Annotated in this window: 24 protein-coding genes; 18 read left to right on the forward strand and 6 right to left on the reverse strand. The window is 68.7% G+C overall.

All coding sequences use genetic code 11. From position 1 onward, the window contains the following. The first annotated feature begins 44 nt into the window (after positions 1-44). Positions 45-1,901 carry a glycoside hydrolase family 32 protein gene (locus ACGFI6_RS13710; RefSeq protein ID WP_393118230.1) on the forward strand — a complete coding sequence of 619 codons (1,857 nt, stop codon included), beginning with the start codon at positions 45-47 and terminating at the stop codon, positions 1,899-1,901. Here the strand turns inward: ACGFI6_RS13710 and ybaK are convergent. Both ybaK and ACGFI6_RS13720 read right to left on the reverse strand, forming a co-directional pair. After that, positions 1,888-2,376 (reverse strand): Cys-tRNA(Pro) deacylase, encoded by a 489-nt coding sequence (ybaK, locus tag ACGFI6_RS13715; RefSeq protein WP_393118232.1) that lies wholly within the window; start codon positions 2,374-2,376, stop codon positions 1,888-1,890. The genes ACGFI6_RS13710 and ybaK overlap by 14 nt on opposite strands. Continuing rightward, positions 2,369-3,055 (reverse strand): helix-turn-helix transcriptional regulator, encoded by a 687-nt coding sequence (locus ACGFI6_RS13720; protein WP_393118234.1) that lies wholly within the window; start codon positions 3,053-3,055, stop codon positions 2,369-2,371. The genes ybaK and ACGFI6_RS13720 overlap by 8 nt, the downstream gene beginning before the upstream one ends. Positions 3,056-3,130: 75 nt before the next feature. Between ACGFI6_RS13720 and folE the strand changes: the two genes are divergently transcribed. Next, a complete protein-coding gene (folE, locus tag ACGFI6_RS13725; protein WP_393118236.1) occupies positions 3,131-3,742 on the forward strand; it encodes a GTP cyclohydrolase I FolE in 612 nt (203 codons plus the stop codon). A gap of 40 nt (positions 3,743-3,782) precedes the next feature. Here the strand turns inward: folE and ACGFI6_RS13730 are convergent, their stop codons facing one another. Continuing rightward, complete coding sequence (locus ACGFI6_RS13730) at positions 3,783-4,118, reverse strand: hypothetical protein (protein ID WP_393118238.1); 336 nt, start codon at positions 4,116-4,118, stop codon at positions 3,783-3,785. Between the two features lie 221 nt (positions 4,119-4,339). On the opposite strand from ACGFI6_RS13730, the gene ACGFI6_RS13735 reads away from it, so the two are divergent. From ACGFI6_RS13735 to ACGFI6_RS13780, 10 genes are all read left to right on the forward strand, one after another. Then, positions 4,340-5,740: a 3' terminal RNA ribose 2'-O-methyltransferase Hen1 gene (locus ACGFI6_RS13735; protein ID WP_393118240.1), complete on the forward strand. Its 1,401-nt coding sequence runs from the start codon at positions 4,340-4,342 to the stop codon at positions 5,738-5,740. Next, positions 5,740-8,256: a polynucleotide kinase-phosphatase gene (locus ACGFI6_RS13740; protein ID WP_393118242.1), complete on the forward strand. Its 2,517-nt coding sequence runs from the start codon at positions 5,740-5,742 to the stop codon at positions 8,254-8,256. Before ACGFI6_RS13735 ends, ACGFI6_RS13740 begins: the two co-directional genes overlap by 1 nt. Positions 8,257-8,425: 169 nt before the next feature. After that, entirely contained in the window at positions 8,426-10,306 is a 1,881-nt protein-coding gene (locus ACGFI6_RS13745) for a glycoside hydrolase family 127 protein (RefSeq protein WP_393118243.1), read from the forward strand. Continuing rightward, positions 10,303-11,997 carry an ABC transporter substrate-binding protein gene (locus tag ACGFI6_RS13750; protein ID WP_393118245.1) on the forward strand — a complete coding sequence of 565 codons (1,695 nt, stop codon included), beginning with the start codon at positions 10,303-10,305 and terminating at the stop codon, positions 11,995-11,997. The genes ACGFI6_RS13745 and ACGFI6_RS13750 overlap by 4 nt, the downstream gene beginning before the upstream one ends. Beyond that, positions 11,994-12,959, forward strand: a complete 966-nt coding sequence (locus ACGFI6_RS13755; protein WP_393118247.1) for an ABC transporter permease — start codon at positions 11,994-11,996, stop codon at positions 12,957-12,959. The genes ACGFI6_RS13750 and ACGFI6_RS13755 overlap by 4 nt, the downstream gene beginning before the upstream one ends. Continuing rightward, a complete protein-coding gene (locus ACGFI6_RS13760) occupies positions 12,956-13,939 on the forward strand; it encodes an ABC transporter permease (RefSeq protein ID WP_393118249.1) in 984 nt (327 codons plus the stop codon). The genes ACGFI6_RS13755 and ACGFI6_RS13760 overlap by 4 nt, the downstream gene beginning before the upstream one ends. Further along, positions 13,936-14,775 (forward strand): ABC transporter ATP-binding protein, encoded by an 840-nt coding sequence (locus ACGFI6_RS13765; RefSeq protein WP_393118250.1) that lies wholly within the window; start codon positions 13,936-13,938, stop codon positions 14,773-14,775. The genes ACGFI6_RS13760 and ACGFI6_RS13765 overlap by 4 nt, the downstream gene beginning before the upstream one ends. Further along, positions 14,772-15,596: an ATP-binding cassette domain-containing protein gene (locus tag ACGFI6_RS13770; protein ID WP_393118252.1), complete on the forward strand. Its 825-nt coding sequence runs from the start codon at positions 14,772-14,774 to the stop codon at positions 15,594-15,596. Before ACGFI6_RS13765 ends, ACGFI6_RS13770 begins: the two co-directional genes overlap by 4 nt. Continuing rightward, complete coding sequence (locus tag ACGFI6_RS13775; protein WP_393118254.1) at positions 15,593-16,870, forward strand: alpha/beta fold hydrolase; 1,278 nt, start codon at positions 15,593-15,595, stop codon at positions 16,868-16,870. Before ACGFI6_RS13770 ends, ACGFI6_RS13775 begins: the two co-directional genes overlap by 4 nt. Before the next feature lie 57 nt (positions 16,871-16,927). After that, entirely contained in the window at positions 16,928-17,614 is a 687-nt protein-coding gene (locus ACGFI6_RS13780; RefSeq protein ID WP_393118255.1) for a GntR family transcriptional regulator, read from the forward strand. Here the strand turns inward: ACGFI6_RS13780 and ACGFI6_RS13785 are convergent. Next, positions 17,602-18,195 carry a TetR/AcrR family transcriptional regulator gene (locus ACGFI6_RS13785; protein ID WP_393118256.1) on the reverse strand — a complete coding sequence of 198 codons (594 nt, stop codon included), beginning with the start codon at positions 18,193-18,195 and terminating at the stop codon, positions 17,602-17,604. The genes ACGFI6_RS13780 and ACGFI6_RS13785 overlap by 13 nt on opposite strands. A 76-nt stretch (positions 18,196-18,271) precedes the next feature. Between ACGFI6_RS13785 and ACGFI6_RS13790 the strand changes: the two genes are divergently transcribed. Further along, complete coding sequence (locus tag ACGFI6_RS13790) at positions 18,272-18,691, forward strand: ester cyclase (RefSeq protein ID WP_393118258.1); 420 nt, start codon at positions 18,272-18,274, stop codon at positions 18,689-18,691. Here the strand turns inward: ACGFI6_RS13790 and ACGFI6_RS13795 are convergent. Then, positions 18,688-19,668: a carbohydrate kinase family protein gene (locus ACGFI6_RS13795; RefSeq protein ID WP_393118260.1), complete on the reverse strand. Its 981-nt coding sequence runs from the start codon at positions 19,666-19,668 to the stop codon at positions 18,688-18,690. The genes ACGFI6_RS13790 and ACGFI6_RS13795 overlap by 4 nt on opposite strands. Positions 19,669-19,762: 94 nt before the next feature. On the opposite strand from ACGFI6_RS13795, the gene ACGFI6_RS13800 reads away from it, so the two are divergent. The 5 genes from ACGFI6_RS13800 (at position 19,763) to ACGFI6_RS13820 (ending at position 23,540) form a co-directional block, all read left to right on the forward strand. Further along, positions 19,763-20,398: an O-methyltransferase gene (locus ACGFI6_RS13800; RefSeq protein ID WP_393118262.1), complete on the forward strand. Its 636-nt coding sequence runs from the start codon at positions 19,763-19,765 to the stop codon at positions 20,396-20,398. Next, a complete protein-coding gene (locus ACGFI6_RS13805) occupies positions 20,395-21,039 on the forward strand; it encodes an ATP-binding cassette domain-containing protein (RefSeq protein WP_393118264.1) in 645 nt (214 codons plus the stop codon). Before ACGFI6_RS13800 ends, ACGFI6_RS13805 begins: the two co-directional genes overlap by 4 nt. Continuing rightward, positions 21,036-22,574, forward strand: coding sequence for a DUF6297 family protein (locus tag ACGFI6_RS13810; protein WP_393118266.1), 1,539 nt, complete (start codon positions 21,036-21,038; stop codon positions 22,572-22,574). The genes ACGFI6_RS13805 and ACGFI6_RS13810 overlap by 4 nt, the downstream gene beginning before the upstream one ends. 67 nt (positions 22,575-22,641) lie before the next feature. After that, a complete protein-coding gene (locus ACGFI6_RS13815; RefSeq protein WP_393118268.1) occupies positions 22,642-22,983 on the forward strand; it encodes a PadR family transcriptional regulator in 342 nt (113 codons plus the stop codon). Then, positions 22,980-23,540, forward strand: coding sequence for an HAAS signaling domain-containing protein (locus tag ACGFI6_RS13820; protein WP_393118270.1), 561 nt, complete (start codon positions 22,980-22,982; stop codon positions 23,538-23,540). The genes ACGFI6_RS13815 and ACGFI6_RS13820 overlap by 4 nt, the downstream gene beginning before the upstream one ends. On the opposite strand, the gene ACGFI6_RS13825 is transcribed toward ACGFI6_RS13820, so the two are convergent. Further along, on the reverse strand, positions 23,528-23,833 hold the full coding sequence (locus tag ACGFI6_RS13825) for a pyrophosphatase (RefSeq protein ID WP_393118272.1): 306 nt from the start codon (positions 23,831-23,833) through the stop codon (positions 23,528-23,530). The two genes, ACGFI6_RS13820 and ACGFI6_RS13825, sit on opposite strands and share 13 nt — an antisense overlap. Between the last annotated feature and the right edge of the window lie 33 nt (positions 23,834-23,866).

The raw sequence follows: 23,866 nt of genomic DNA on the forward strand, positions 1-23,866 counted from the left end.
TCAAGGCCTTGGTAGCGACACTTTCACTGATAGGGGTTCTCGGAGTGCAAGCCGACGTACCGAAGAACTATCCGGACTTTCCGTACCAGGCGACGAACTACCAGGAGGACAACCGCGGGCAGTTCCACTTCAGCACCCGCAGCGGCTGGATGAACGATGTGAATGCGCCGCTGTACTACCGCGGCGTGTACCACCTGTACTACCAGCACAATCCGTTCAGCCTGGTCTGGGACACGATGCACTGGGGGCACGCGACCAGTACGGACCTCGTGCACTGGACGCAACGCCCGATCGCGCTCGACCCGCACGTCCACCCCGGCGACCTGTGGTCCGGCGGCGGCGTGGTCGACACCGGCAACGTGAGCGGCCTGAAGGACGGCGACGACGACCCGATCGTCGTCTACTCGGGTACGAACGGCGTGACCGTCTTCTACAGCCTGGACGGCGGCAACACGTTCAAGACGTACGCGGACGGCAAGAAGGTCGTCACCCCCGGTGGAACCAGCCGCGACCCGAAGGTGTTCTGGGACCCGGTGTCGAAGCACTGGGGGATGGTCGTGTGGTCGGACGAGGGTGGCAATGGCGTCGACTTCTACACGTCGGGCAACCTGCTCGACTGGACCTTCGCCTCGCGATACGCCGCGGACTGGCTGTTCGAGTGCCCGAACCTGATCCGGATGCCGATCGACGGCGGGTACCGGTGGGTCCTGCACAGCGGCAGCGGCGAGTACGAGGTCGGCGACTGGGACGGTACGGCGTTCCGCACCGACTGGACCGCGCCGCAGAAGATCAACCAGACCACGACGCACGCCGGCGCCGGGTACTACGCGGCGCTGAACTTCTCGAACCTGCCGGACCCCGACCGGGTCGTGTCGATGGCCTGGCAGGGCGAGAACCAGGGCTCGATCTGGACCGGCAACGCGTCGTTCCCGGTCGACTTGAAGCTCCGGCACACGCCGGACGGTGTGCGGGTCGTCAGCGCGCCGATCCCGGAGCTGGCCACGCTCCGCCAGGGCACGCAGAGCTGGAAGAACCTCGTCGTCGACAACGGGCACCATCCGCTGCCGGGCGGTGACACGTACGAGCTCGAGACAACGCTCGACGTCCGGAAGGCGTCGCGGTTCAGCCTCCGGCTGCACACCAGTCCGGACGGGTGGTTCGACCGCAAGGTGGTGTACGACGCGAAGGCACAGACCTTGAACGGCGTACCGCTGAAGCCGGTCGACGGGAAGATCAAGCTGCACCTGCTCGTCGACCGCGGTCAGCTCGACGTGTTCGGGAACGACGGCGAGGTGTACCAGAGCTACAACGTGAACTTCGACAGCCTGCCGGGTGGTGACGGGATCGATCTGGTCGCCGACGGCCGGGTGCAGGTCGAGTCGCTGACGGTGCATCAGCTGGCGTCGATCTGGAGGCACGGCGCCGAGCCGACGCTCTCGACGAACGTGGCAGGCGAGTGGTACCCGGCACGCGGCACCTGGTCGGACGTTGCCGGCGGCAAGCAAGGGCAGTCGGCGGGCGACGGGTTCTACCTGAGCAAGGCGACCGGGTCGGACTTCACCATGGCAGGCGACGTCAAGCTCGTCGACGGCGTCGCCGCGGCGCTGACCTTCCGGGCGAACAAGGACGCGTCGCAGCACTACACGGTCAACGTCGACGCCGGCGCGAACGTCGTGAAGCTGTGGCGCCCGGGCCGCGACATCGCGACCCACCCGTTCAAGGTGGAGCGCGGGCACGCGTACCACTTCGAGGTGGTGGCGGACGGTGCGAGCATCAAGGTGTCGATCGACGGACAGCAGGTGATCGACGCGACCGACGACACGATCGCGGCGGGGCAGTTCGGGATGAACGTCTACAACGGAACGGCGGTGGCGCAGAACGTGAGGGTCAGCGAGCGATAGCGGCCGTACTGGCCCTTGTCACGGAGATCAGATCGGCGGGGGACAGTCCGATGTCGAGACCGCGCCGGCCGCCCGACACGTAGACGGTCGGGTGGTCGGCTGCGGTGCTGTCGACGACCGTGGGCAGTGCGCGCTTCTGGCCGATCGGGCTGATGCCGCCGACGACGTACCCGGTGCTGCGTTCGGCGGCGGCCGGGTCGGCCAGCACCGCCTTCTTCCCGCCGGCCGCGGCCGCGATCGCCTTCAGATCGAGCTGCTTCCCGACCGGTACGACACCGACGGCGAGCTTGCCGTCCACCTCGACGAGCAGCGTCTTGAACACCTGCTCCGGTGCGAGTCCGAGTGCCTCGGCGGCCTCCAGCCCGTACGACTTCGCGGCCGGGTCGTGCTCGTACGCATGCGTCGTGAACGCGACCTTCGCCTTCGTCAGCGCCACCGTCGCCGGCGTCCCCAGCCCCTGCTTCGCCTTAGCCACGGCTCGACTGTACGAGACGCACGCAGCAGTGGCCGGGTGCGGGGGCGAGCTCCGCGCGGAGCGGGGTGTCCAGGCTCGTCAGGAGACCGGCGACGAGGTGCAGGTTCATGCCGCAGACCAGCTGCGGGTGCTCCTTCGCCAGCCGGCGGAACGGGCAGTTGGCCAGCGCGATCCCGTCCGCCAGCACGCGCGGCTCGAACCCCAGCGCTTCCAGCACCTCGACCAGCAGTTCGTCGGCGTCCTCGTGGCGGGCGCGTGCCGTACGGCCGAGGGCCTCACCGTATTCGGCCGCACGCCGGTTGACCGCCTCGCGCGGACTGATGTCCTCGGTCTCGGAGTCCTGGATCGCCGCGGCGAGCAGCTGGCCCGCGACCGCGTACTGGCGCTCGGGGAGGGTGATCTCGATCTCACGATCCGACCGGTGATAAAGCTTCGCCGGACGCCCCGCACCGGGGCCGGTCCGCCCGCTCCGTCGCTCGTAGCAGGTGTCCAGCAACCCCTCGTCGGTGAGTTTGTCGAGGTGGAACGCAACCGTGGTCCGCGGGATCCCGAGCGCGGCCGCGGCGTCGTCCCGGCTGACCGGGGCCTCCTGGCCGGCGACGTACTCGTACAGCCGGCGGCGGGTCGGCTCCTCCAGCACGGCGACGGCCTGTACGGAAGCGTCCCAGGAACTGTCCACGGGATGATTCTATCGACAACTTTGGTTGGTAGAACAGTATGATGTTGGTCCGCTGATACCTCAGGGAGTGTGCGCATGGCGATCTCGGCCGACCTCGAGTCCGTCCCCTTGCATATCGTCGCCCGCCGCGAGGAGATCGATCTCCCCGCCGCGGAGCGGGCCGTCGCGGACCTGCTGAAGGCTCTGGGACGGGATCCACAGAGCGCCCACCTCGCGGACACCCCGCGGCGGGTCGCGAACGCGTACGCGGAGATGCTCACCCCGCGGGAGTTCGAGCTGACCACGTTCCCCAACGACGAGGGGTACGACGAGCTCGTCCTGGCCAAGGACATCCCGGTGCAGTCGCTGTGCGAGCACCACCTGCTGCCGTTCCAGGGCGTGGCCCACGTCGGGTACCTGCCCGGCGACCGGATCCTCGGCCTGTCGAAGCTGGCCCGCGTGGTGGAGTTGTTCGCCCGGGACTTCCAGGTGCAGGAGCGGCTGACCAAGCAGGTCGCCGACTGGCTGCAGGATCATCTGGACCCGAAGGGCGTCGGGGTCGTGATCGAGGCCGAGCACCAGTGCATGTCGTTGCGCGGCGTCCGGGCCGTCGGCTCCCGTACGGTCACGTCGGCGCTGCACGGCACGCTCCGCAACAGCCCCAGTTCCCGCGCGGAGTTCTTTGCCCTGACCGGCCTCACCCCCTGAGCTGCAGGGTTCGGGCTGCAGGGTTCGCGGCCGGCGTGGGTCAGGCCGAGGCGGCGGCCGGTGTGCCGTTGTGAGTGGTGGAGTGGGTGCGCCTGCCGGTGGCGAGGATGTGGGTGAGTTCGCCCGGCAGCAGGTCGGTCCCCGGGACGGGCTCCATCTCGGAGACGTCCAGCCAGCGCACGACGGTCGCGCCGCAGTGGCCGTGGACGGCGAGGATCGAGTCCAGGTCCGGCCAGACGGCCGTCGACGGGTTCGCGCCGTGCCAGCGCAGTGCGACCGAGCCGTCGGTGAACACGCAGCCTTCGGCGACGACGCCGGTCCCGGAAACTCCACTGATGTCGGTGTAACGGACGAGTTCGAACGTCTGGGGTTTCACCGGCGGCACCCCGGGATGCGTGAAAGAGCGGCCATGATCCTTTCCCCGTAGTGCTGGCGTGGGTGGGCTCTCGCCACAAACCGGGGACGTGTACTGAGCGTCAGCGGGGAAGAACGGTCCGTAGCGACTCATCTTCTGTTCTCAAGCTAGAACCATCTCCCCGAACACGCCAGACCCTAATCCGCGTGTCTCGATCCTTGGCCCATGATCGAATACGTCGGGTGTTCCTTACGCTTGGTACCGATCTGGCCGGAGTAGACGCCCCTGCGAGCGATTTCGGGTTCCTGTTGCACAAGAACCCGGCGCGACCGCAGGCGATCGACGTCACCGGGGGATCGGCCCATGTGTTCTACCCGGAGGCGAGCGCCGAGCGCTGCACGGCCGCGGTACTGCTGGAGATCGATCCGATCGGGCTGGTGAAGGCCGGCCGGGGCAAGGCGACCGAGGGTTTCACGCTCGGCCAGTACGTGAACGACCGCCCGTACGCCGCGTCCAGCCTGCTCGCCGTCGCGCTCGGCAAACTCTTCCGTACGGCGATGAACGGCCGCTGCGACGCCCGCCCGGACCTCGCCGCGCGCCCGATCCCGCTCGAGGTGCACGTCCCGGCGCTGCCCTGCCGTGGAGGCGCCGACCTGGCCGAGCGGGTGTTCGCGCCGCTCGGCTGGACTGTCGACGCCCGCCCGGTCCCGCTCGACCCGGAGATCCCCGCTTGGGGCGACTCGCGGTACGTCGACCTGCGGCTGACCGGCGAACTGCGGCTGGCGGACGCGCTCAACCACCTGTACGTGATGCTCCCGGTCCTCGACGACGCGAAGCACTACTGGGTCGGATCCGACGAGGTCGACAAGCTCGTACGGGCCGGTGAAGGGTGGCTGGCCGCGCACCCGGAGAAGGATCTGATCTCGCGCCGCTACCTCGCGCACCGGCGCTACCTCTCCGATGCCGCCCTGGAGCGGCTGACCGAGGTGGACGGTGCCGAGCTCGCGGAGGAGTCGACCGAAGAGGGCTCGGTCTCGCTGGCCGTGGAGCGCCGCGCGGCGGTGGCCGGCGTACTGCAGGAGCTCGGCGCGCGCCGGATCGCGGACATCGGCTGCGGTGAGGGCGCCCTGGTCGGCGAGCTGCTGAAGGACCCGTTCGTGGGGGAGTTGATCGCCACTGATGTGTCGGTCCGGTCGCTGCTCCGTGCGAAACGGCGGCTGCACTACGACGACCTGCCGGACCGCCAGCGCGACCGGCTCAAGTTCCTGCAGTCTTCGGTGACGTACGCCGACGAGCGTCTCGCCGGCCTCGACGCCGTCGTCCTGATGGAGGTCGTCGAACACGTCGACCCGCCGCGGCTGCCGGCCCTGGCGGACTCGGTCTTCCGCGCCGCGCACCCTGCCGCGGCTGTCTTCACCACCCCGAACAGTGAGTACAACGTGCGCTTCCCGTCCCTCCCGGCCGGAGACTTCCGGCACCCTGACCACCGCTTCGAGTGGACCCGCGCCGAGTTCCGGGGCTGGGCGACGCAGGTGGCCGGCCGCTACGGATACACGGTCGAGTTCCGGCCGGTCGGTCCGGACGATCCCGAGGTGGGTCCGCCGACCCAGCTCGCCCTGTTCCGGCGGGAGGCGACGGCCTGATGGAGATCCCGAACCTCTGTCTCGTGGTACTCGTCGGTGCGAGCGGTTCCGGCAAGTCGACGTTCGCGCGCCGGCACTTCCGGCCGACCGAGGTGATCTCGAGCGACTTCTGCCGCGGTCTGGTCTCCGACGACGAGAACGACCAGGCGGCCACCAAGGACGCCTTCGAGGTGCTCAACTTCATCGCCGGGAAGCGGCTCGCGGCCGGGCGGCTGACGGTGATCGACGCGACCAACGTGCAGCCGGACGCTCGCAAGGAGCTCGTGAACCTGGCCCGCGAGTACGACGTGCTCCCCGTCGCGATCGTCCTGGACCCGCCGGAGCGGGTGTGCGTCGAGCGGAACGAGCAGCGCGCCGACCGGCAGTTCGGGTCCAAGGTCGTCGTGCGCCAGCGTTCGCAGCTCAAGCGTGGGCTGCGCAGTCTGAAGCGTGAAGGCTTCCGTACCGTGCACGTGCTGAACAGCGTCGAGGAGATCGATGCCGTGAGCATCGAACGCACTCGGCTCTACAACGACCTCACGGATCAGACCGGGCCGTTCGACGTCATTGGTGACATCCACGGTTGCCGCCCGGAGCTCGAGCGGCTGCTCACCGATCTCGGCTACACGCTGACGCGTGACGAGGCGGGCCGCCCGGTCGACGCCGTGCACCCGGATCGGCGCGCGGTCTTCGTCGGCGACCTTGTCGACCGCGGTCCGGACTCTCCGGGCGTACTGCGGCTCGTGATGGGAATGGTTGCGGCAGGCAACGCGTACTGCGTGCCCGGCAACCACGAGGACAAGCTGCTCCGGGCGCTGCGCGGGAAGAACGTGAAGATCAGCCACGGCCTCGAGACCACGCTGGAGCAGTTGGCGCTCGAGCCTGACGAGTTCCGCGACGAGGTCATGACGTTCATCGACGGGCTGATCTCGCACTACGTCTTCGACGGCGGCAAGCTGGTCGTCTCGCACGCCGGCCTGGTCGAGCGGATGCACGGCCGTACGTCGGGTCGCGTCCGCTCGTTCTGCCTGTACGGCGAGACGACGGGGGAGACCGACGAGTTCGGGCTGCCGGTGCGTTACCCGTGGGCGAACGACTACCGCGGTCGCGCGACGGTCGTGTACGGCCACACGCCGACGCCGGAGCCGGAGTGGATCAACAACACGATCTGTCTCGACACCGGTTGTGTGTTCGGCGGTGCGCTGACCGCGCTGCGCTACCCGGAGCGTGAGCTGGTCTCGGTGCAGGCGGCCGAGGAGTACTACGCTCCGGCGAAGCCCCTTCACGTACCGGCAGCGCCGGCGCGCGAACCTGACGTACTCGAACTGACCGACGTCACCGGCCGACGGGTGATCGAGACCGAGACGCACGGCCGGCTGAGCGTACGGGCCGAGCAGGCCGGTGCGGCGCTTGAGGTGATAAGCCGGTTCGCGATCGATCCCCGGTTCCTGCTGTACCTGCCGCCGACGATGAGCCCGGTGTCGACCTCGCCGGAGCCGGGGCTGCTGGAGCACCCGCGGCAGGCGTTCGAGACGTACCGCGGGCAAGGCGTGACCGAGCTCGTGTGCGAGGAGAAGCACATGGGTTCGCGGGCGGTCGTGCTGCTGACGCGGGACGACGACGTGGCCGAGAAGCGCTTCGGCCTGGCCGGGCGTGGCGCGATCCACACCCGTACCGGGCGGTCGTTCTTCGGTGCTGAACTGACCGATGAGCTGCTGCTCCGGCTGCGCGATGTCGCCTCGAATGCAGGTGTGTTCGACGAGCTGGGTACGTCCTGGCTGCTGCTGGATGCGGAGCTGCTGCCGTGGAGCGCGAAGGCCGAGGACCTGCTTCGCAACCAGTACGCTGCGGTCGGGGCAGCCGCTCGTACGTCGTTGCCTGCTGCAACTGCTGCGCTGCGTACGGCCGCAGCGGCCGGGCTGGATGTGGCGGATCTGCTGGCGTCGGCGGAACGGCGTACGACGAACGCGGACCGGTTCACGGCGGCGTACCGGCGGTACTGCTGGCCGACCGACGGGCTCGACGGTGTGCGGCTCGCGCCGTTCCAGGTACTCGCTTCGGAAGGCGCGACCTATGAGGAACGGCCGCACGTGTGGCACCTCGGGATCGCGGACCGGATGGTTACCGCGGGCCCCGACCTGATCACGCCGACGCGCCGGCTGTTCGTAGACGCTGACTGCTGGGACGCGGGGATTGCGTGGTGGGAGGAGCTGACCGGTGCCGGGGGTGAAGGCATGGTGGTCAAGCCGGCGGCGAACCTGACGCGGACCGCGAAGGGGCTCGCGCAGCCGGGGCTGAAGGTGCGCGGGCAGGAGTACCTGCGGCTCATCTACGGACCCGACTACACCGAGCCGGCGAACTTCACCCGGCTGCGCGACCGCAACCTCGGCCACAAACGTTCGCTCGCCCTCCGCGAGTACGCCCTCGGCCTGGAGTCCCTGCAACGCGCCGCCCGCGGCGAACCACTGTGGCGCATCCACGAATGCGTTTTCGCCGTACTCGCCCTCGAATCGGAACCGATCGACCCACGCCTCTGACTGCGGCTGTGGGCACCCCGCGCCCCGCGACTTCGACCGGTACTCCGGAAACAAACTTGCAGCCGGTGACCAAAAAGTTCCGGAGAGTCGACCGGCGGTTGGTTTCCGGCGTGTAAACGTCTTTCGTTGGGGGTTGGCAAGGTGTGACATTGCACTTATGGTCTGTGCAATGTCACACGGTACAGAGGTTGAGGTGGAGCTGACCGGCGGTCTGCTGCACGACTGGCAGCGGCGGAACCGGACCGCGACGATCCCGCACGCGATCGCGGAGCTGCGCAAAGCCGGCAACCTGGAGAACCTCCGGCGGCTGAGCGACCCCTCGGTCGGCGCCTATCGCGGGCGCTACCCGTTCCTGGACACGGATCTGTACAAGACGCTCGAGGGGCTCGCGTACGAGGTCGGTCGGGCGGATGCGCCGGCCGGTGCGCGGGAGTTCTTCGACGAGGTCGTCGGTCTGCTCGAGCAGGCGCAGGCCGAGGACGGCTACCTGAACTCGTACTTCCAGGACCCGGACCAGCCGAAGCAGCCCTGGTCGGATCTCGGGTGGGGCCACGAGCTCTACAACCTCGGCCACCTGATCCAGGCCGCCGTCGCCGCACATCGTCGATTGTCGGACGGCAGATTGTTGACGATCGCCCGGCGGTTCGCCGATCTGGTCGTCCGGAAGTTCGGGGAGCACGGCGAGGAGGTCGTCGACGGTCATCCCGAGGTGGAGATGGCGCTCGTCGAGCTTTATCGAGAAACCGGGGATGCGGACTATCTCACGCAGGCCCGGCTGTTCGTCGATCGGCGCGGTCGCGGGAAGCTCAAGCACACGATCTTCCCGGGGGAGTACTTCCAGGACCACGTGCCGTTCCGGGAGTTGCCGTCGGTCACGGGGCATGCAGTACGGATGGCGTACCTCGCGGCGGGAGCGGCCGACGTACATCTCGAGACGGGCGATCCGACCTTGCTCGCGGCGCTCGAGCGGCTGTGGGACGACATGGTCGCGAGCAAGCTGTACCTGACCGGCGGCTTGGGCAGTCGGCATTCCGACGAGGCGATCGGCGATCGGTACGAGCTGCCGTCCGAGCGTGCGTACGCCGAGACGTGCGCGGCGATCGCGACGATGCAGTGGGCGTGGCGGATGTTCCGCGCGACCGGCAAGGCGTCGTACCTCGATGTCTACGAGACCGTGCTCTACAACGCTTATGCGGTGGGGCTTTCGGTGGACGGTACGGCGTTCTTCTACGACAACCCGCTGCAGCGCCGGCCGGATCACGAGCAGCGTTCGGGGATGGAGGACGGCGGCGAACTGCTCCGCCGCGCGTGGTTCGGCTGCCCGTGCTGCCCGCCGAACATCATCCGCTGGATGTCCGAACTCCAGGACCACATCGCGCTGCACCGCGACAACACCCTGTACATCGGCATCTACGCCGACGCCCGCATCACCACCGAAGACCTGACCCTCACCCTCGCCACCAACTACCCCTGGACCGGCGAAATCACCCTCACCGTAGAAAACGCCCCATCAGAAGCCCGCACAATCGCCCTCCGAATCCCAGCCTGGGCAACCGAAGCCAAACTAACCACCCCCGAGGGGCCGTCCACCTCCACCGCTGATGGGTGGGTTTTGGTTCGGCGGGTGTTCGTGGCGGGGGATGTTCTTCGGCTTTCGTTGCCTATGGCTCCTAGGGCGCACGGGGCGCATCCGTATCTGGACGCGACCCGCGGGGCGATCGCCGTTGCTCGGGGGCCGTTGGTTTATTGCGTCGAGCAACAAGATGTCGGCGTACCTGTGGATGACCTGCTGCTGACTCCGGGTGCCGTCGCGAGCGCGACCGCGCGTCAGCACAAGGACCACGTTGTACTCCAGGACCACGTCGTGCTGGAGCTCACCGGCGGTGTCGCCCCCGCGCCGGCTCCCGAGCTGTACCCCGTGATCACCGAACTGCCCGAGGAACCCGCCTCCCGTGACGTGCCGGTGACGCTCGTCCCGTACTTCCTCTGGGGAAACCGTCAGCCCCTGGCCATGCGTGTGTGGCTGCGAACCGAAAGAGAACACTCATGAAGAGAACCTCCAAACTCCTCGGGCTGGTGGCATCGGCCGCGCTCGCGCTGACCGCGTGTGGTGGCGGCGGGACCGCGACCAAGGGCGAATCGGCGGGCCCCGGCGCGAAGGCCGCGCAGGGCGGCACGCTCCAGGTGCTCGCGAACGCGGCGTTCTCGCACCTCGACCCGGCCCGCGGGTTCGACGGCGGCGTGAACAACTTCTACCGGCTGATCTACCGCACGCTCACCACCCAGGGCGCGGCGCCGGGCGCGGACGGCACCAAGATCGTCCCGGACCTCGCCACGGACACGGGCAAGCCGACCGACGGCGGCAAGACCTGGACGTTCACGCTGAAGGACGGCCTGTTCTTCGAGACCGGCGCGCCGATCACCAGTACGGACGTGAAGTGGGGCGTCTCGCGGGCCTGGGACCCGGAGATCGGCATCGGCTCGCCGTACGCGAAACAGCTGATCGAGGCGCCCGCGTCGTACCAGGGCCCGTACAAGTCCGGTGAATTGTCCACAATCGACACCCCGGACGCGAAGACGATCGTGTTCCACCTGAAGAAGCCGTTCGCGGACTTCGGCAGCGTCGTCGCGCAGAACACGTTCACGCCGGTACCGAAGGGCCAGGGCGCGGGCAACGCGCTGGACAGCAAGCCGATCTCGTCGGGCCCGTACAAGGTCGCCGACTACAAGCCCGGTGCCTCGTTGAAGCTGGTCCGCAACGACAAGTGGGACAAGAAGACCGACGACGTACGGACCGCGAACCCGGACTCGTTCCAGTGGACGTTCGGGCTCGACCCGGCGACGATCGACGAGCGGATGATCGCCGGTCAGGGCGCCGACGCCGACGCGATCGCCGGCACCGTCCAGGCCGCGACCGTGGCCCGGATGCAGACGCCGCAGCTCAAGCAGCGCACGATGACCGGCATCAACGGCTGCACGACCTACATGGGCCTGAACACCACGAAGAAGCCGCTGGACAACGTCAAGGTCCGGCAGGCGATCAACCTCGCGGTCAACAAGCAGACAGTACGAGATGCGGACGGTGGATCGGCGCTCGCCGAGATCGGGACCAGTGTCCAGCCGCCGACGATCACCGGCCGGGTGGACTACGACCCGTACCCGAGCCCGGACCACAAGGGTGACGCCGATGCGGCGCGCAAGCTGCTGACCGAGGCCGGCCTGAGCAACGGCTTCACGATGACCCTGGACACCCGCGCACAGCCGAAGATGCAGGCGATGGCGGTCGCCATCCAGCAGGCGCTCGAGCCGCTGAAGATCACGGTGAAGATCAACACGATCGACACCGCGACCTACTACGAGGTCATCGGTACGACGTCGCAGCAGCACGACGCCGCGATCACCGGGTGGTGCCCGGACTGGCCGTCCGGCCAGACGTTCCTGCCGCCGCTGTTCGACGGCCGGAACATCACGTCGAAGGGCAACACGAACCTGTCGCAGCTGAACGACCCGGCAGTGAACGCGAAGATCGACGAGATCGCGAAGCTCACCGACGTCACGGCCGCGAACAAGGCGTACGGCGAACTGGACAAGCAGATCATGGAACTCGCGCCGGTCGTCCCGCTGCTGTACGAGAAGGTCCTGATGCTTGTCGGAAGCAACATTGCCGGCGCCTACCTGCACGACGGGTTCTCCGGCGGCATCGACCTGGTGTCGGTCGGCCTGAAGGACGCCGGGAAGTGACCACCAGCCCGACCCTCGTCGAGGCCGAGGAGGTGGGGCCGGCCGGTCTGTCCGGGCCGTCCGGCGCCCCGCCCACCTCGGGCCGGCGGATCCTCACCGCGGTCACCCGGGACAAGGGCGCGCTCGCGTGCCTGGTGTTCCTCGGGATCGTGGTCCTGATGGCGATCGCGGCGCCGCTGATCGTGAAGCTCAGCGGCTGGGGGCCGTACCAGTTCGACTCGGCCGCGATCAACTCCGACCTCGGTGGGCTGCCGCACGGCACGCTCGGCGGGATCAGCGGGTCGCACTGGTTCGGCGTCGAGCCGCAGAACGGCCGCGACCTGTTCGCCCGGATCGTCTACGGCGCCCGGGTATCGATCACAATCTCATTGTCTGCAACCTTGCTGACCGGCGTCCTCGGCGTGGTGCTCGGCATGCTCGCCGGGTTCTACCGGGGCTGGGTCGACCAGGTGATCTCCCGGTTGATGGACTTCCTGATGGCGTTCCCGGCGCTGATCTTCATGATCGCGATCCTGTCGTCGCTGCCGTCCGGGAACCGTCCGGTGCTGCTCGTCGTGGTGATCAGCGCGTTCGGCTGGCCGTACCTGGCGCGGGTGATCCGCGGGCAGACGATGACGCTCGCGAACCGCGAGTTCGTCGAGGCGGCGCGGGCGTCCGGGGCGAAGAACGGGCAGGTGGTGTTCCGCGAGATCCTGCCGAACCTGCGCGGCTCGATCGTGGTGATGACGACGCTCGCGATCCCCGGCTACATCGGCACCGAGGCCGGCCTGTCCTTCCTCGGCGTCGGTGTCTCCCCGCCGACCGCGTCCTGGGGCCAGATGATCGCGAGCTCGGTGAGCTGGTACTCGGTCGACCCGATGTTCTTCGCGATCCCCGGCCTGTTCCTGTTCCTCACCGTCCTGTCGCTCACGGTCCTCGGCGACAAGATCCGCACGTTGATCGACCAGGGAGAGGCCGCATGACGCGCTACGTTCTTGGGCGGCTTGGTGGGGTGGTGCTGATTCTGCTGGCCGTCTGCCTGTTCACGTACCTGATCTTCTTCGAGCTGTCGCCGGATCCGGCGGTGATGATCTGCGGCAAGACGTGTACGCCGGAACGCATCGACTCGATCCGGAACGTGCTCGGACTCAACCAGCCGATCCTGACCCAGTTCTGGGAGTTCCTCAGCGGGATCTTCGCCGGCCGCGACTACGGGTCGGTGCACTGCTCGGCGCCGTGCCTCGGGTACAGCTTCCAGACCAACGAGTCGGTGTGGAGCATGATCACCGCCCGCCTGCCGGTGAGCATCACGGTCGCCGTCGGTGCCGCCGTACTGTGGCTGCTCGCCGGCGTGATCGGTGGTCTGGTCAGCGCCGTCAAGCAAGGCACCTGGTGGGATCGCTCGGCGATGGCGCTCGCGCTCGGCGGCGTCAGCGTGCCGAACTACGTGCTGGCGCTGCTCCTGCAGTACGTCCTCGTGGTCAAGCTGCAGGTGCTGCCGTTCCCGGCGGCGGTGTCGTTTGTTGACAATCCGATTGTCTGGTTCGAGTCGTACCTGATGCCGTGGGTCGTCCTGGCCGTCGGCTACGCCTGTCTGTACGCACGGTTGACGCGGAGCAATGTGATCGACACGTTGTCGGAGAACTACTACCGGACCGCGCGGGCGAAGGGGCTGAGCGGTGCGCTGATCATGCGCCGGCACGCGCTGCGGCCCGCGCTGACGCCGATCACCACGATCTTCGGGATGGACTTCGCCGGCCTGCTCGGCGGCGCGCTGATCACCGAGACCGTGTTCGGGCTGAACGGGATCGGCAAGATGGCCGCCGACTCGATCGCCAAGAACGACCAGCCGGTGATCATGGCGGTCACCCTGCTCGCCGCGTTCTTCGTGGTGATCGGCAACGTCGTGGTCGACCTGCTCTACACCGCCCTCGATCCCCGTGTCCGGGTGGTGTCGTCATGACCGCCACCGAGAAACTGTTTGTTGTCGACAATCTGACGGTCACATTGCCGACCAGCCGCGGGCCGGTCGATGTGGTGAAGGACGTGTCGTTCTCGGTCGGCCGGGACGAGACCGTCGGCATCGTCGGCGAATCCGGATCCGGCAAGTCGATGACCGCCCTCGCGGTCCTCGGCCTGCTGCCCCGCGGCGCCCGGACATCCGGCAGCGTCAAGCTCGACGGGAACGAGCTGCTCGGGCGGTCCGACCGCGACCTGCGGTCCGTCCGCGGCAACGCGATCTCGATGGTCTTCCAGGACCCGCTGTCGTCGCTGAATCCGTACTACACGGTCGGCCTGCAGATCGAGGAGATGTACCGGACGCACCGCGGCGGTTCCCGGCGGGCCGCGCACAAGGTCGCGATCGAGGCCCTCGAACGCGTCGGGATCCCCGATCCCGCGCGCCGGGTCGACCACTACCCGCACCAGTTCTCCGGAGGCCAGCGGCAACGGGTGATGATCGCGATGGCGTTGTGCTGCTCGCCGTCGCTGCTGATCGCCGACGAGCCGACGACCGCGCTCGACGTGACCGTACAGGCGCAGATCCTCGAGCTCCTGGACGAACTCCAGACCTCGACCGGTACCGGGATGGTCTTCATCACCCACGACCTCGCGGTGATCAGCTCGATCGCGCAACGGGTGCTGGTGATGCAGTCCGGCGACCCGGTCGAGTACGGGACCGCGGAGCAGGTGTTCTCGGATCCGCAGCACGACTACACCCGGATGCTGCTGGACGCCGTACCGCGGATCGACGACGAGGTGCCTGCCGCAGCAAGCCCCGACGAAAGAGGCAGGGCATGACATTGCTGGAGGTGCGCGGCGTGACGAAGGAGTTCGTCACCCGGGGCGACGGCGCGCGGGCCAAGAAGTCGGTGTTCACCGCGGTCGACGACGTGAGTTTCGAGGTCGAGCTGGGCGAGACGCTCGCGATCGTGGGCGAGTCCGGCAGCGGGAAGTCCACGACCGCACGGATCGCGGCGCGACTCCTCGAGCCGACCAAAGGCACAGTCGTCTTCGACGGTCAGGACGTGACCCGGGCCCAGGGCAAGGACCTGGCGGCGTTCCGCAACGACGTGCAGGTCGTCTTCCAGGACCCGTTCTCGTCGCTGAACCCGCGCTACACGGTCGAACGGATCATCACCGCACCGCTGACCTACCAGGGCATCGCCCCGACCGGAGGCCGCAGAGCCTTCGCGCAGGAGCTGATGGAGCGCGTCGGCCTCGACCCGGACCACTGCCGGCGCTACCCGGCGCAGTTCTCCGGCGGCCAGGCGCAACGAATCGGGATCGCCCGGGCGCTCGCCGTGAACCCGAAGCTGGTGATCTGCGACGAGGCGGTGTCGGCGCTCGACGTGTCGATCCAGGCGCAGGTACTGGAGTTGCTGGTGCGGCTGCAGCGCGAGAGCGGGTTCAGCTACATCTTCATCGCGCACGACCTGGCCGTCGTACGGCAGATCTCGCAGCGGGTCGCGGTGATGAACCGCGGCAGAATCGTGGAGGTGGGATCGCGCGACCAGGTGTTCGGCGAACCGCACGACGACTACACGAAGACGCTGCTGGCGGCCGTACCGCGGATCGACCCCGAGTGGGACGCCAAGCGCAGGCAGAAAGAGGCCGGATGACCAGCTACACCATTCCCGGAATGCACGTCCGTGAGCACACCGTCGACGTACCCCTGAACTGGGAGACGCCGGGGGAGTCGATCAGCCTGTTCGCTCGGGAGCTGGTTGATCCCACGCGGAAGGACGAGGAGCTTCCCGTCCTGCTGTTCCTGCAGGGTGGACCGGGCGGGAAGGGGCCGCGGCCGACGGCGGCGACGGGGTGGGTCGGGCAGGCGTTGAAGACGCATCGAGTGGTCCTGATGGACCAGCGCGGCACCGGTCGCAGTACGCCGGTCAGCGGCCGGCGGATGGCGTCGATGACGGCCGAGGAGGGCGCCGCGTACCTGGCATGCTTCCGCGCGGACTCGATCGTCGCGGACGCGGAGCAGCTACGGACCACCGTCTTCGGCGGCAAGAAGTGGTCGACGCTCGGCCAGAGCTACGGCGGATTCCTCACCCTGACCTACCTGTCGAAGGCACCCGAGGGACTCAGCGCCTGCTACGTGACCGGCGGGCTCGCGTCGATCGACCCGTCCGCCGCCGAGGTCTACCGGCGTACATATCCGCGGGTCGCGGCGAAGAACCGTGAGTTCTACCGGCGCTACCCGCACAACGTCGAGCGGGTCGCCCGGATCGCGGACCGGCTCGCGGAGGCGGACGTACGGCTGCCGGACGGCGATCGTCTGACGGTCCGCCGGCTGCAGTCGCTCGGGATCGATTTCGGGATGAAGCCCGGCTACGAACGCATCCACTGGCTGCTCGACGAGGCGTTCGACGGCGACGAGCTGTCCGGCACGTTCCTCGGCCAGGTGCTGGGATCCTCGTCGTACCTGGGGAATCCGCTCTTCGCCGCGCTACAGGAGAGCATCTACGGCTCCGGCGACGGCGCGACCGGATGGGCCGCCGAGGCGGAGCGCGGCCGGCGGCCCGAGTTCGCCGAGGACGCGCGGCCGCTGCTGTTCATCGGCGAGATGATGTACCCCTGGATGTTCTCCGAGATCCGCGGGCTGCGGCCGTTCCAGGGCGCCGTCGAGTTGCTCGCGAAGCGCCCGAGCTGGCCCGATCTGTACGACCTCGAGCGGCTCGCCGCGAACGACGTACCGGTGGCGGCGGCGGTCTACTTCGACGACATGTACGTCGACTCCGGGCTGCAGCTCGACACCGCGAGCCGGGTCGGGAATGTGCAGGCCTGGGTGACGAACGAGTACGAGCACGACGGGCTCGGCACGGACCGCGTCTTCGAGCGGCTCACCGAGCTCGTCGCCGCGATCGGGGGTGGCCTCCCGAACCACTGACGGGCGGTGCTTCACAATAGCGACGACACATGCCGGGAGACCGCAGGAGGTGAACCCATGGCTGCCGATTCGATCGGGCCGCTGCCGAGCGTACGGCGGCTCGCCCAGCGCGAGAACCTGCGCGACAGCGTCGCCAACGCGCTCCGGGCGGCGGTGATCTCCGGCGAGCTGAAGCCGGGGGAGGTGTACTCGGCCCCGACCCTCGGCGCGCGGTTCGGGGTCTCCGCGACGCCGGTCCGGGAGGCGATGCTCGACCTGGTCCGTGAAGGCCTGGTGATCTCCCTGCGGAACAAGGGGTTCCGGGTCACCGAGGTGTCCGACGCGGACCTCGACGAGGTGGCCGCCGTCCGGCAGCTGATCGAGCCGCCGACGATCCGGGACGTCGTGGCGACGATCCCGGCAGCGGACTATCCGCGGCTGCGGCGGCTCGCCGAGGACATCGTGGTGGCGGCCGAGGCCGGCGACCTGATCGCGTACATCGAGGCCGACCGGGTCTTCCACGTCACCCTGCTTGCGTACTCCGGCAACCAGAAGCTCGTCGACGTCGTCTCGGACCTGCGGTCGCAGACGCGCCTGCTCGGGCTGACGCCGCTGGTGGAGAGCGGCCGCCTGGTCCCGTCCGCCACCGAGCACCACGAGCTGCTCGATCTCGTCGAGGCCGGCGACGGCGAAGGCGCCGAACAACTGATGCGCCGCCACATCGGCCACGTCCGCGGCCTGTGGGCCCGCGCTCAGAGCAGCTGACGGTGGAGTGAGTCGGCGACGAACGTCTCGAACTCCTGCGGCGTCCAGCCGGAGGAGTCGACCAGCTCCTGATAGACACCCGGAGCCGCCAGCGCGCGGTAGATGGCCTGCGCCTGCTCGAGCGGAATCCGCAGCGCGCCGTCCAGCGAGGCGATCATCGCATCCATCACCTCGTTGCGTCCGGCAAGCTTCGAGCGGAGCAGCGCCCGGGTCTCGGGGCTCTCGTCGGTCGCGGCCTCGAAGATCAGTACGACGTCGAAGCCGGCCGCGTACAGGTTCGTGAGCCAGCCGGCCGCACCGCTGAGCCGCTCGGCCGGATCGGCGATCGCGAACACCTGCTGGGACCGCTCGATCGCGCCGGCCTCCTGCAGCCACTGGTCGCAGATCAGCGAAAGGATCTCGCGCTTGGTGCCGAACGCGGAGTAGACGGTCCGGGTCGCGACACCGGCGTCCTTGGCGATCGCGTCGATGCTCGTGGCGCCGTACCCCTGCGCGGCGAACAGCCGGCGTGCGGCGCGGGCGATCCGCAGCCGAGTCTCCTCCGCCTGCACCTGCCGGTAGGTCTTGACAGCCTCGGGCATGGCGGCACACTATCACTGTGTTGAGTGCAGTGATACTGAATCGAGTGCACTGTTAGTGCAGACCAAAGGGGGAGTCATGGGAGGACCATTGGAGGTCCTGGAGCGGATCCTGCACGACGGGTTCGCGACCGGGAACGAGGCGATCGTCGACGAGGTCTGTGCGCCTGACCTGGTCGAGCACCAGTTCGGCGTCGCCGGGCAGGGCGCGCAGGCGCGGGCGCAGGTGAAGGCGGCGATCCGGCAGGTGCACGAGCTGATGCCGGACATCGCCTACACGCTGGAGGACTCGGTCGTGGCGGGCGACATGGTGTGGGCCCGCGGGCGGGCGCGCGGCACCGCGACCGGCTCGTTCTTCGGTCCGCCGAGCAATGCCGAGATCGACATCGCGCTGTTCGAGGTGGCACGCGTGGTCGACGGCCGGATCGTCGAGCACTGGGGCAATCCGGACCGCTTCGCGTTGCTCGCGCAGACGGGCGCCCTGGCCCGTCTGGGTTAGGCCGTCTTCAGGGCCTGCTTGGCGGTGGTGGCGGCGTCGGCGCCGTACGCGGTGGTCAGGCGGTCGATGAACGTGGGGTGGTCGAGGGTGTACTCCTGCGTGCCGACCGTCTCCAGGACCGTGGTGGCCAGCGTGCAGCCGAGGTGCGCGGCGGGCTCATGGTCGAGGCCGGCAGCGCGGCCGGTGAGGTAGCCCGCCCGGAACGCGTCGCCGCCGCCGGTCGGGTCCACCAGGCCCGGTGCGGGCACTGCCGGCACCTTCGCGAGGATTCCGCTCGTGTTCTCGATGACCACGCCGTCGCCGCCGTGCGTCGTGATTCGTACGCCGACCCGTTCCAGGATCTCGTCGTGGCTCCAGCCGGTCTTCTGCACCATCAGGCCGGCCTCGTATTCGTTGCTGAACAGGTATGCCGCGCCGTCGATCAGCTTGCGAATGCTGTCACCCTCCATCCGTGCCAGCTGCTGTGACGGGTCGGCGGCGACCGCGATGCCGTGCTGCTTGGCCAGCTCGGTGTGCTTGAGCATCGCGTCCGGGTCGTCGGCCCCGATCAGCACCAGGTCTACGCCGCCTGTCGCCTCGTGGATCGCGCCCAGATCGAGCTCCCGCGCCTCGGCCATCGCGCCGGTGTAGAACGAGGCGATCTGGTTCGCGTCCAGGTCCGTCGTACAGGTGAACCGCGCGGTGTGTACGTTCTCGCAGATCCGGACCTGCGACACGTCGACGCCGGCCGCCGTCAGCGCCGCGCCGTACTCGGCGAAGTCGGCGCCGACCGAGCCGACGAGCAGCGAACCGAACCCGAGCTGGGCCATCCCGTAGCAGATGTTCGCGCCGACGCCGCCGCGGTGCACGACCAGCTCGTCGACCAGGAAGGACAGTGACACCTTGTGCATCTGCTCTTCGAGGAACTGGTCCTTGAACCGGCCGGGGAACGTCATCAGGATGTCGGTCGCGATCGATCCGGCGACGGCGATGCGCATACGGTGGGCTCCTCGGGTGGGGTGGATGAACGGCGTTTCAGCAGCCAATAGAGACTACAGGCGAACGATCTAATACAAGGAGGGCGGAACTCCCATGGGCCATCAGGTACCGGTGACCGAACAACTGCACGCCTACATGCTCGCCCACGGGATGCCGCTGGACGAGATCGCGACCGAGTTGCGCGCCGAGACCGAGAAGCTCGGCAGCCCCGCGGGGATGCTGACCACGGCCGACCAGGCCGGTCTGCTGACCACGCTGACCCGCCTGATCGGCGCCCGCCGCGCGGTCGAGATCGGCACCTTCACCGGGTTCTCCGCGCTGGCGATCGCGCGCGGGCTGCCCGGCGACGGCGAGCTGATCTGCCTGGACGTCTCCGACGAGTGGACCTCGATCGGCCGCCCGTACTGGGAGCGGGCCGGGGTCGCGGGCCGGATCGACCTGCGGATCGGCGACGCGCACGAGTCCGCGGCGAAGCTCGACGGCTCGTTCGACCTCGCGTTCGTGGACGCCGACAAGGACTGGTACATCAAGTACTTCGAGACCGTACTGCCGCTGATCCGGCCGAACGGCCTGCTGCTGTTCGACAACACCCTGGCCGGTGGACGGGTGGTGGACGCGGACGGCCCGGCGGATCGCAAGGAGTTCAACGCGCACGTCGCCGAGGACGACCGCGTGGACGTGGTGATGCTCGGCATCGGCGACGGGCTGACACTGGTCCGCAAGAAGTGAGCAAGAAGGCGGCGCCCCGGCTGTCGGTGGCGGGACTGCAGCACAAGTACGGCGACCGGCCGGTGATCGAGGGGCTGAACTTCACCCTCGCCGCCGGGAAGGCGATCGCGCTGGTCGGGCCGAACGGTGCCGGCAAGACGACCGTGCTGAAGTGCATCGTCGGCGCGGCCGAGCCGGCGGCGGGGAAGATCCTGCTCGACGGGCAGCCGATCGACGAGCGGGCCGAGGTGGTCCGCCGGGACGTCGCCACGCTGCTCGACGACCTGGACTTCTTCCCGGACCTGACCGCGGCCGAGCACCTCGACCTGCTCGCCCGCGCGCACGGGAACGCCGAGCCGGAGGATCTGGTCGACACGATCCTGGACGACATCGGTCTGCTCCCGGCGGCCGACCAGTTGCCCGGTTCGCTGTCGTCCGGTCAGCGCCGGCGGCTCGCGCTGGCCACCACCCTGGTGCGCCCACGCAAGCTGATGGTGCTCGACGAGCCTGAGGCGCGCCTCGACACCGGCGGTGTCGAGTGGCTGTCGAACCGGCTGGCCGAGGAGAAGAAGTCCGGTACGGCGATCCTGTTCGCCAGCCACGATCCGAGCCTGGTCGAGACGGTGGCCGACTCCGTCGTCACGCTCACCCCGCTGCCATGACCGCCGCCGACGAGCCGGTGCGGTTCGACCCGGCCGACTTCGGGGCGATCCCGTCGTCGCGGTCGTTGCGGCAGTGGATGCGGACGACCCGGCGCAAGCATGCGGACCGGTCGTTCGGGGAGATCTTCGAGGACGTGTACCTGGTCCTGTTCACGCTCGCCATGGTCGGCGCGACCGGTGGCAACGTCGTACGGCACCTGAACTCGAATGCCTCCGGCTGTACGTCGGCGACCTGCGACCAGTTGACGTCGTGGATCCCGTGGATCGTCATACCGTTGCTGCTGGCAACCACACTCCGGATGCTGCTGGCGGTCGGTCCGGTGTCGGCGTCGCGCGCCACCGGCTTCTGGCTGCTCGCCACGCCGGTCAGTCGCTCGTCGCTGCTGCGGCCGGCGTACCGCCTGGTGATCGGTGCGGTCGCGGCCGTCGGCGTCGTGGTCGGCGCAGTCATCTGGGCTCTGCTCGGAGCGAGCCTCGGTGACGTCTTTTTGGCGGCCGTACTGATCGGGGCTTTGCTGGTGTGCGTGGCCGTCGCCACGGTGTGGGCACAGCAGACGGAGCGACGGGCTTGGTGGACCCTGCGAGTCGCCGACGTGCTGCTGGCCGCTGCCGTCGTACCCGCGATCATTCTGGCGTTCCGGCCGACCTCGGGACCGGTGGCCGACGAGACGTTGACCATCCTGACCTTCGACGATCCGCAGGCAAGCGGTGGCCGCGGTCCCGTTCTTCTGCTCGCGCTGGTTGCTGTTGTTGTGTGTGTGGCACTCGTTCTGGTCCTGGCCCGGACGCTTGATCGGCTGGGGCGGATCAGTGTTATAGCCGGCGGGGAGTTGCTGGCGGGGCTTGCGGGGGCGGCGAGCAGTCTCGACATCAGCATGCTCGGTGACGTGATCGCCGGGCGGCACTGGCGGTTGAAGGGGCGGGTTCGTTCCCATCGCGGGCGCGGCGCGAACGGGGCTGCGATCGTGCAGCGGGAGTTCCGCCGGATCCTGCGCTGGCCCCGGCGGCTCGCGGTCGCGTTCGGGTTGCTGGTTGTCCCGTACGCCGTGCACGGCGCCGGCTTCCACGTCCTCGTACCGGTGGCTGCCGCGATCGCCGGCTTCATCGCCGTCCGGCCGCTGCTCGACGGGCTGCGGACGGCATGCCGGTCGATCGGACTGGTGCGCGCGCTCGGCTGGGACCTGCGCGACCTCCGGGTCGTGATGGCGGTCGTTCCGGGCGCGATCACGGCCATCTGGGCGGCCTGCGCGTACCCGGCGATCGGCAGCGCGGCGGCCAGCTTCGCCGTTGCCGTGGGCATCATCTGCGGTACGACCCGGCAGGCGTCCGCGCGCCCACCGTCGTACGCCGGACCGCTGGTCACGTCGCCGATGGGGGCGATCCCGCCCGGCCTGTTCTCGCAGCCGGCCCGCGGGTTCGACCTGCTCGTGCTCTGCCTCGCGCCGGTGCTGCTCAACCTGAGCAACCTCTGGGTCATCGTGATCCCGGCGGTCGTCCTGGTCCTGATGTTCAGCGTCCGCCCGAAGACCGCCTGACTGCCTGATCGCCTGACGACTCAGCCTTCCTTGCCGGATCTTGGCGCGGACAGGTACCTTGTCTCGCATGGTAGCCGAGAAGGTGTTCACCCAGCTGCGCCGCGGGACGCTGGAGTTCTGCGTCCTCGCGCTGTTGCAGGGAGAGCCCCGGTACGGTTTCGAGTTGGTCAAGGCGCTGGGTGAGGTCGACGGACTGGTCACCACCGAAGGCACGATCTACCCACTGCTCGCGCGCCTGCGGCGCGAAGGTCTGGTGGAGACGACCTGGCAGGAGTCGGAGTCGGGTCCGCCCCGGCGCTACTACACATCAACCCCCGAGGGCAGCCAAGCACTGGCCGCGTTCACCGCGGACTGGCAACGGTTCTGCGCCTCGGTCGACAAAATCTTGCAGAGCGGGAGACGGGGATGAACGTGGAGCTGGACAGCGACCGCTTGGTCGACGCGTACCTGAACGAGCTGGCCACCGAGGCCGAGGTGCTGCCGGCCGGTCGGCGGGACGAGTTGCTCGCCGACATGAAGGCGCACATCGCCGAGGCGCGCGCCGGTGGCGCGACGTCCGAGGACGAGGTCCGTGAGGTGCTGCAGCGGCTCGGCCGGCCGAGCGAGATCGTTGCGGCCGCCACCGACGGCCTCGTGCAGGTCGAGGTGCCGCCGCGGCTGCGCCCGCAGGACTTCGTCGCGGTCGGGCTGCTGCTGGTGGCACCGTACCTGCTGGGGTTCAGCGTGATCGTGGCCGTGGCCGGCTGGGTGATCGGCCTCGGGATGCTCTGGGCGTCGAACCGCTGGACCACGCTCTGGAAGCTGATCGGCACCCTGACCTGGCCGATCGGGTACGCCGTCGTCGTGGTGCTGGACACGTTCTTCCAGGCCCCGATCGGGCTCAGCCTGGCGGCCGACGCGGTGGTCACGATCGCGCTGACCGCCGCCCTCGTGCTGAACGCCCGCGCGCCGCGTCAGGCTTCGTAGACCAGCCACTTGTTGTCGATCTCGGCCGGGAGATCGACGTCGTGCTGCTTCGCGAACAGGAGCAGCTGACAGAGCACGTCGGCGAACTCCTGGTGGAACGTGTCGCGGATCTGCTCCGCGCTCGCGCCCTTGGCGCGCGCCCGGCCGGTGTGCTGGAGGTACGCCTGGGTGAGCTCGCCGACCTCCTCCTGGAGTTTGAGCAGGAACCAGTCCGGATCGCGCTCGAAGCCCAGGTGCTCGCCGTACCCGACGGAGATCTTCTCCAGCCGTTCCTGCAGTCTCTTGAGATCCACCCCGACACCCAATCAGGTCCCGCCGACAATCCG

The organism is Kribbella sp. NPDC048928 (assembly GCF_043197975.1).
In the GTDB taxonomy this organism is placed as follows: Bacteria; Actinomycetota; Actinomycetes; order Propionibacteriales; family Kribbellaceae; genus Kribbella.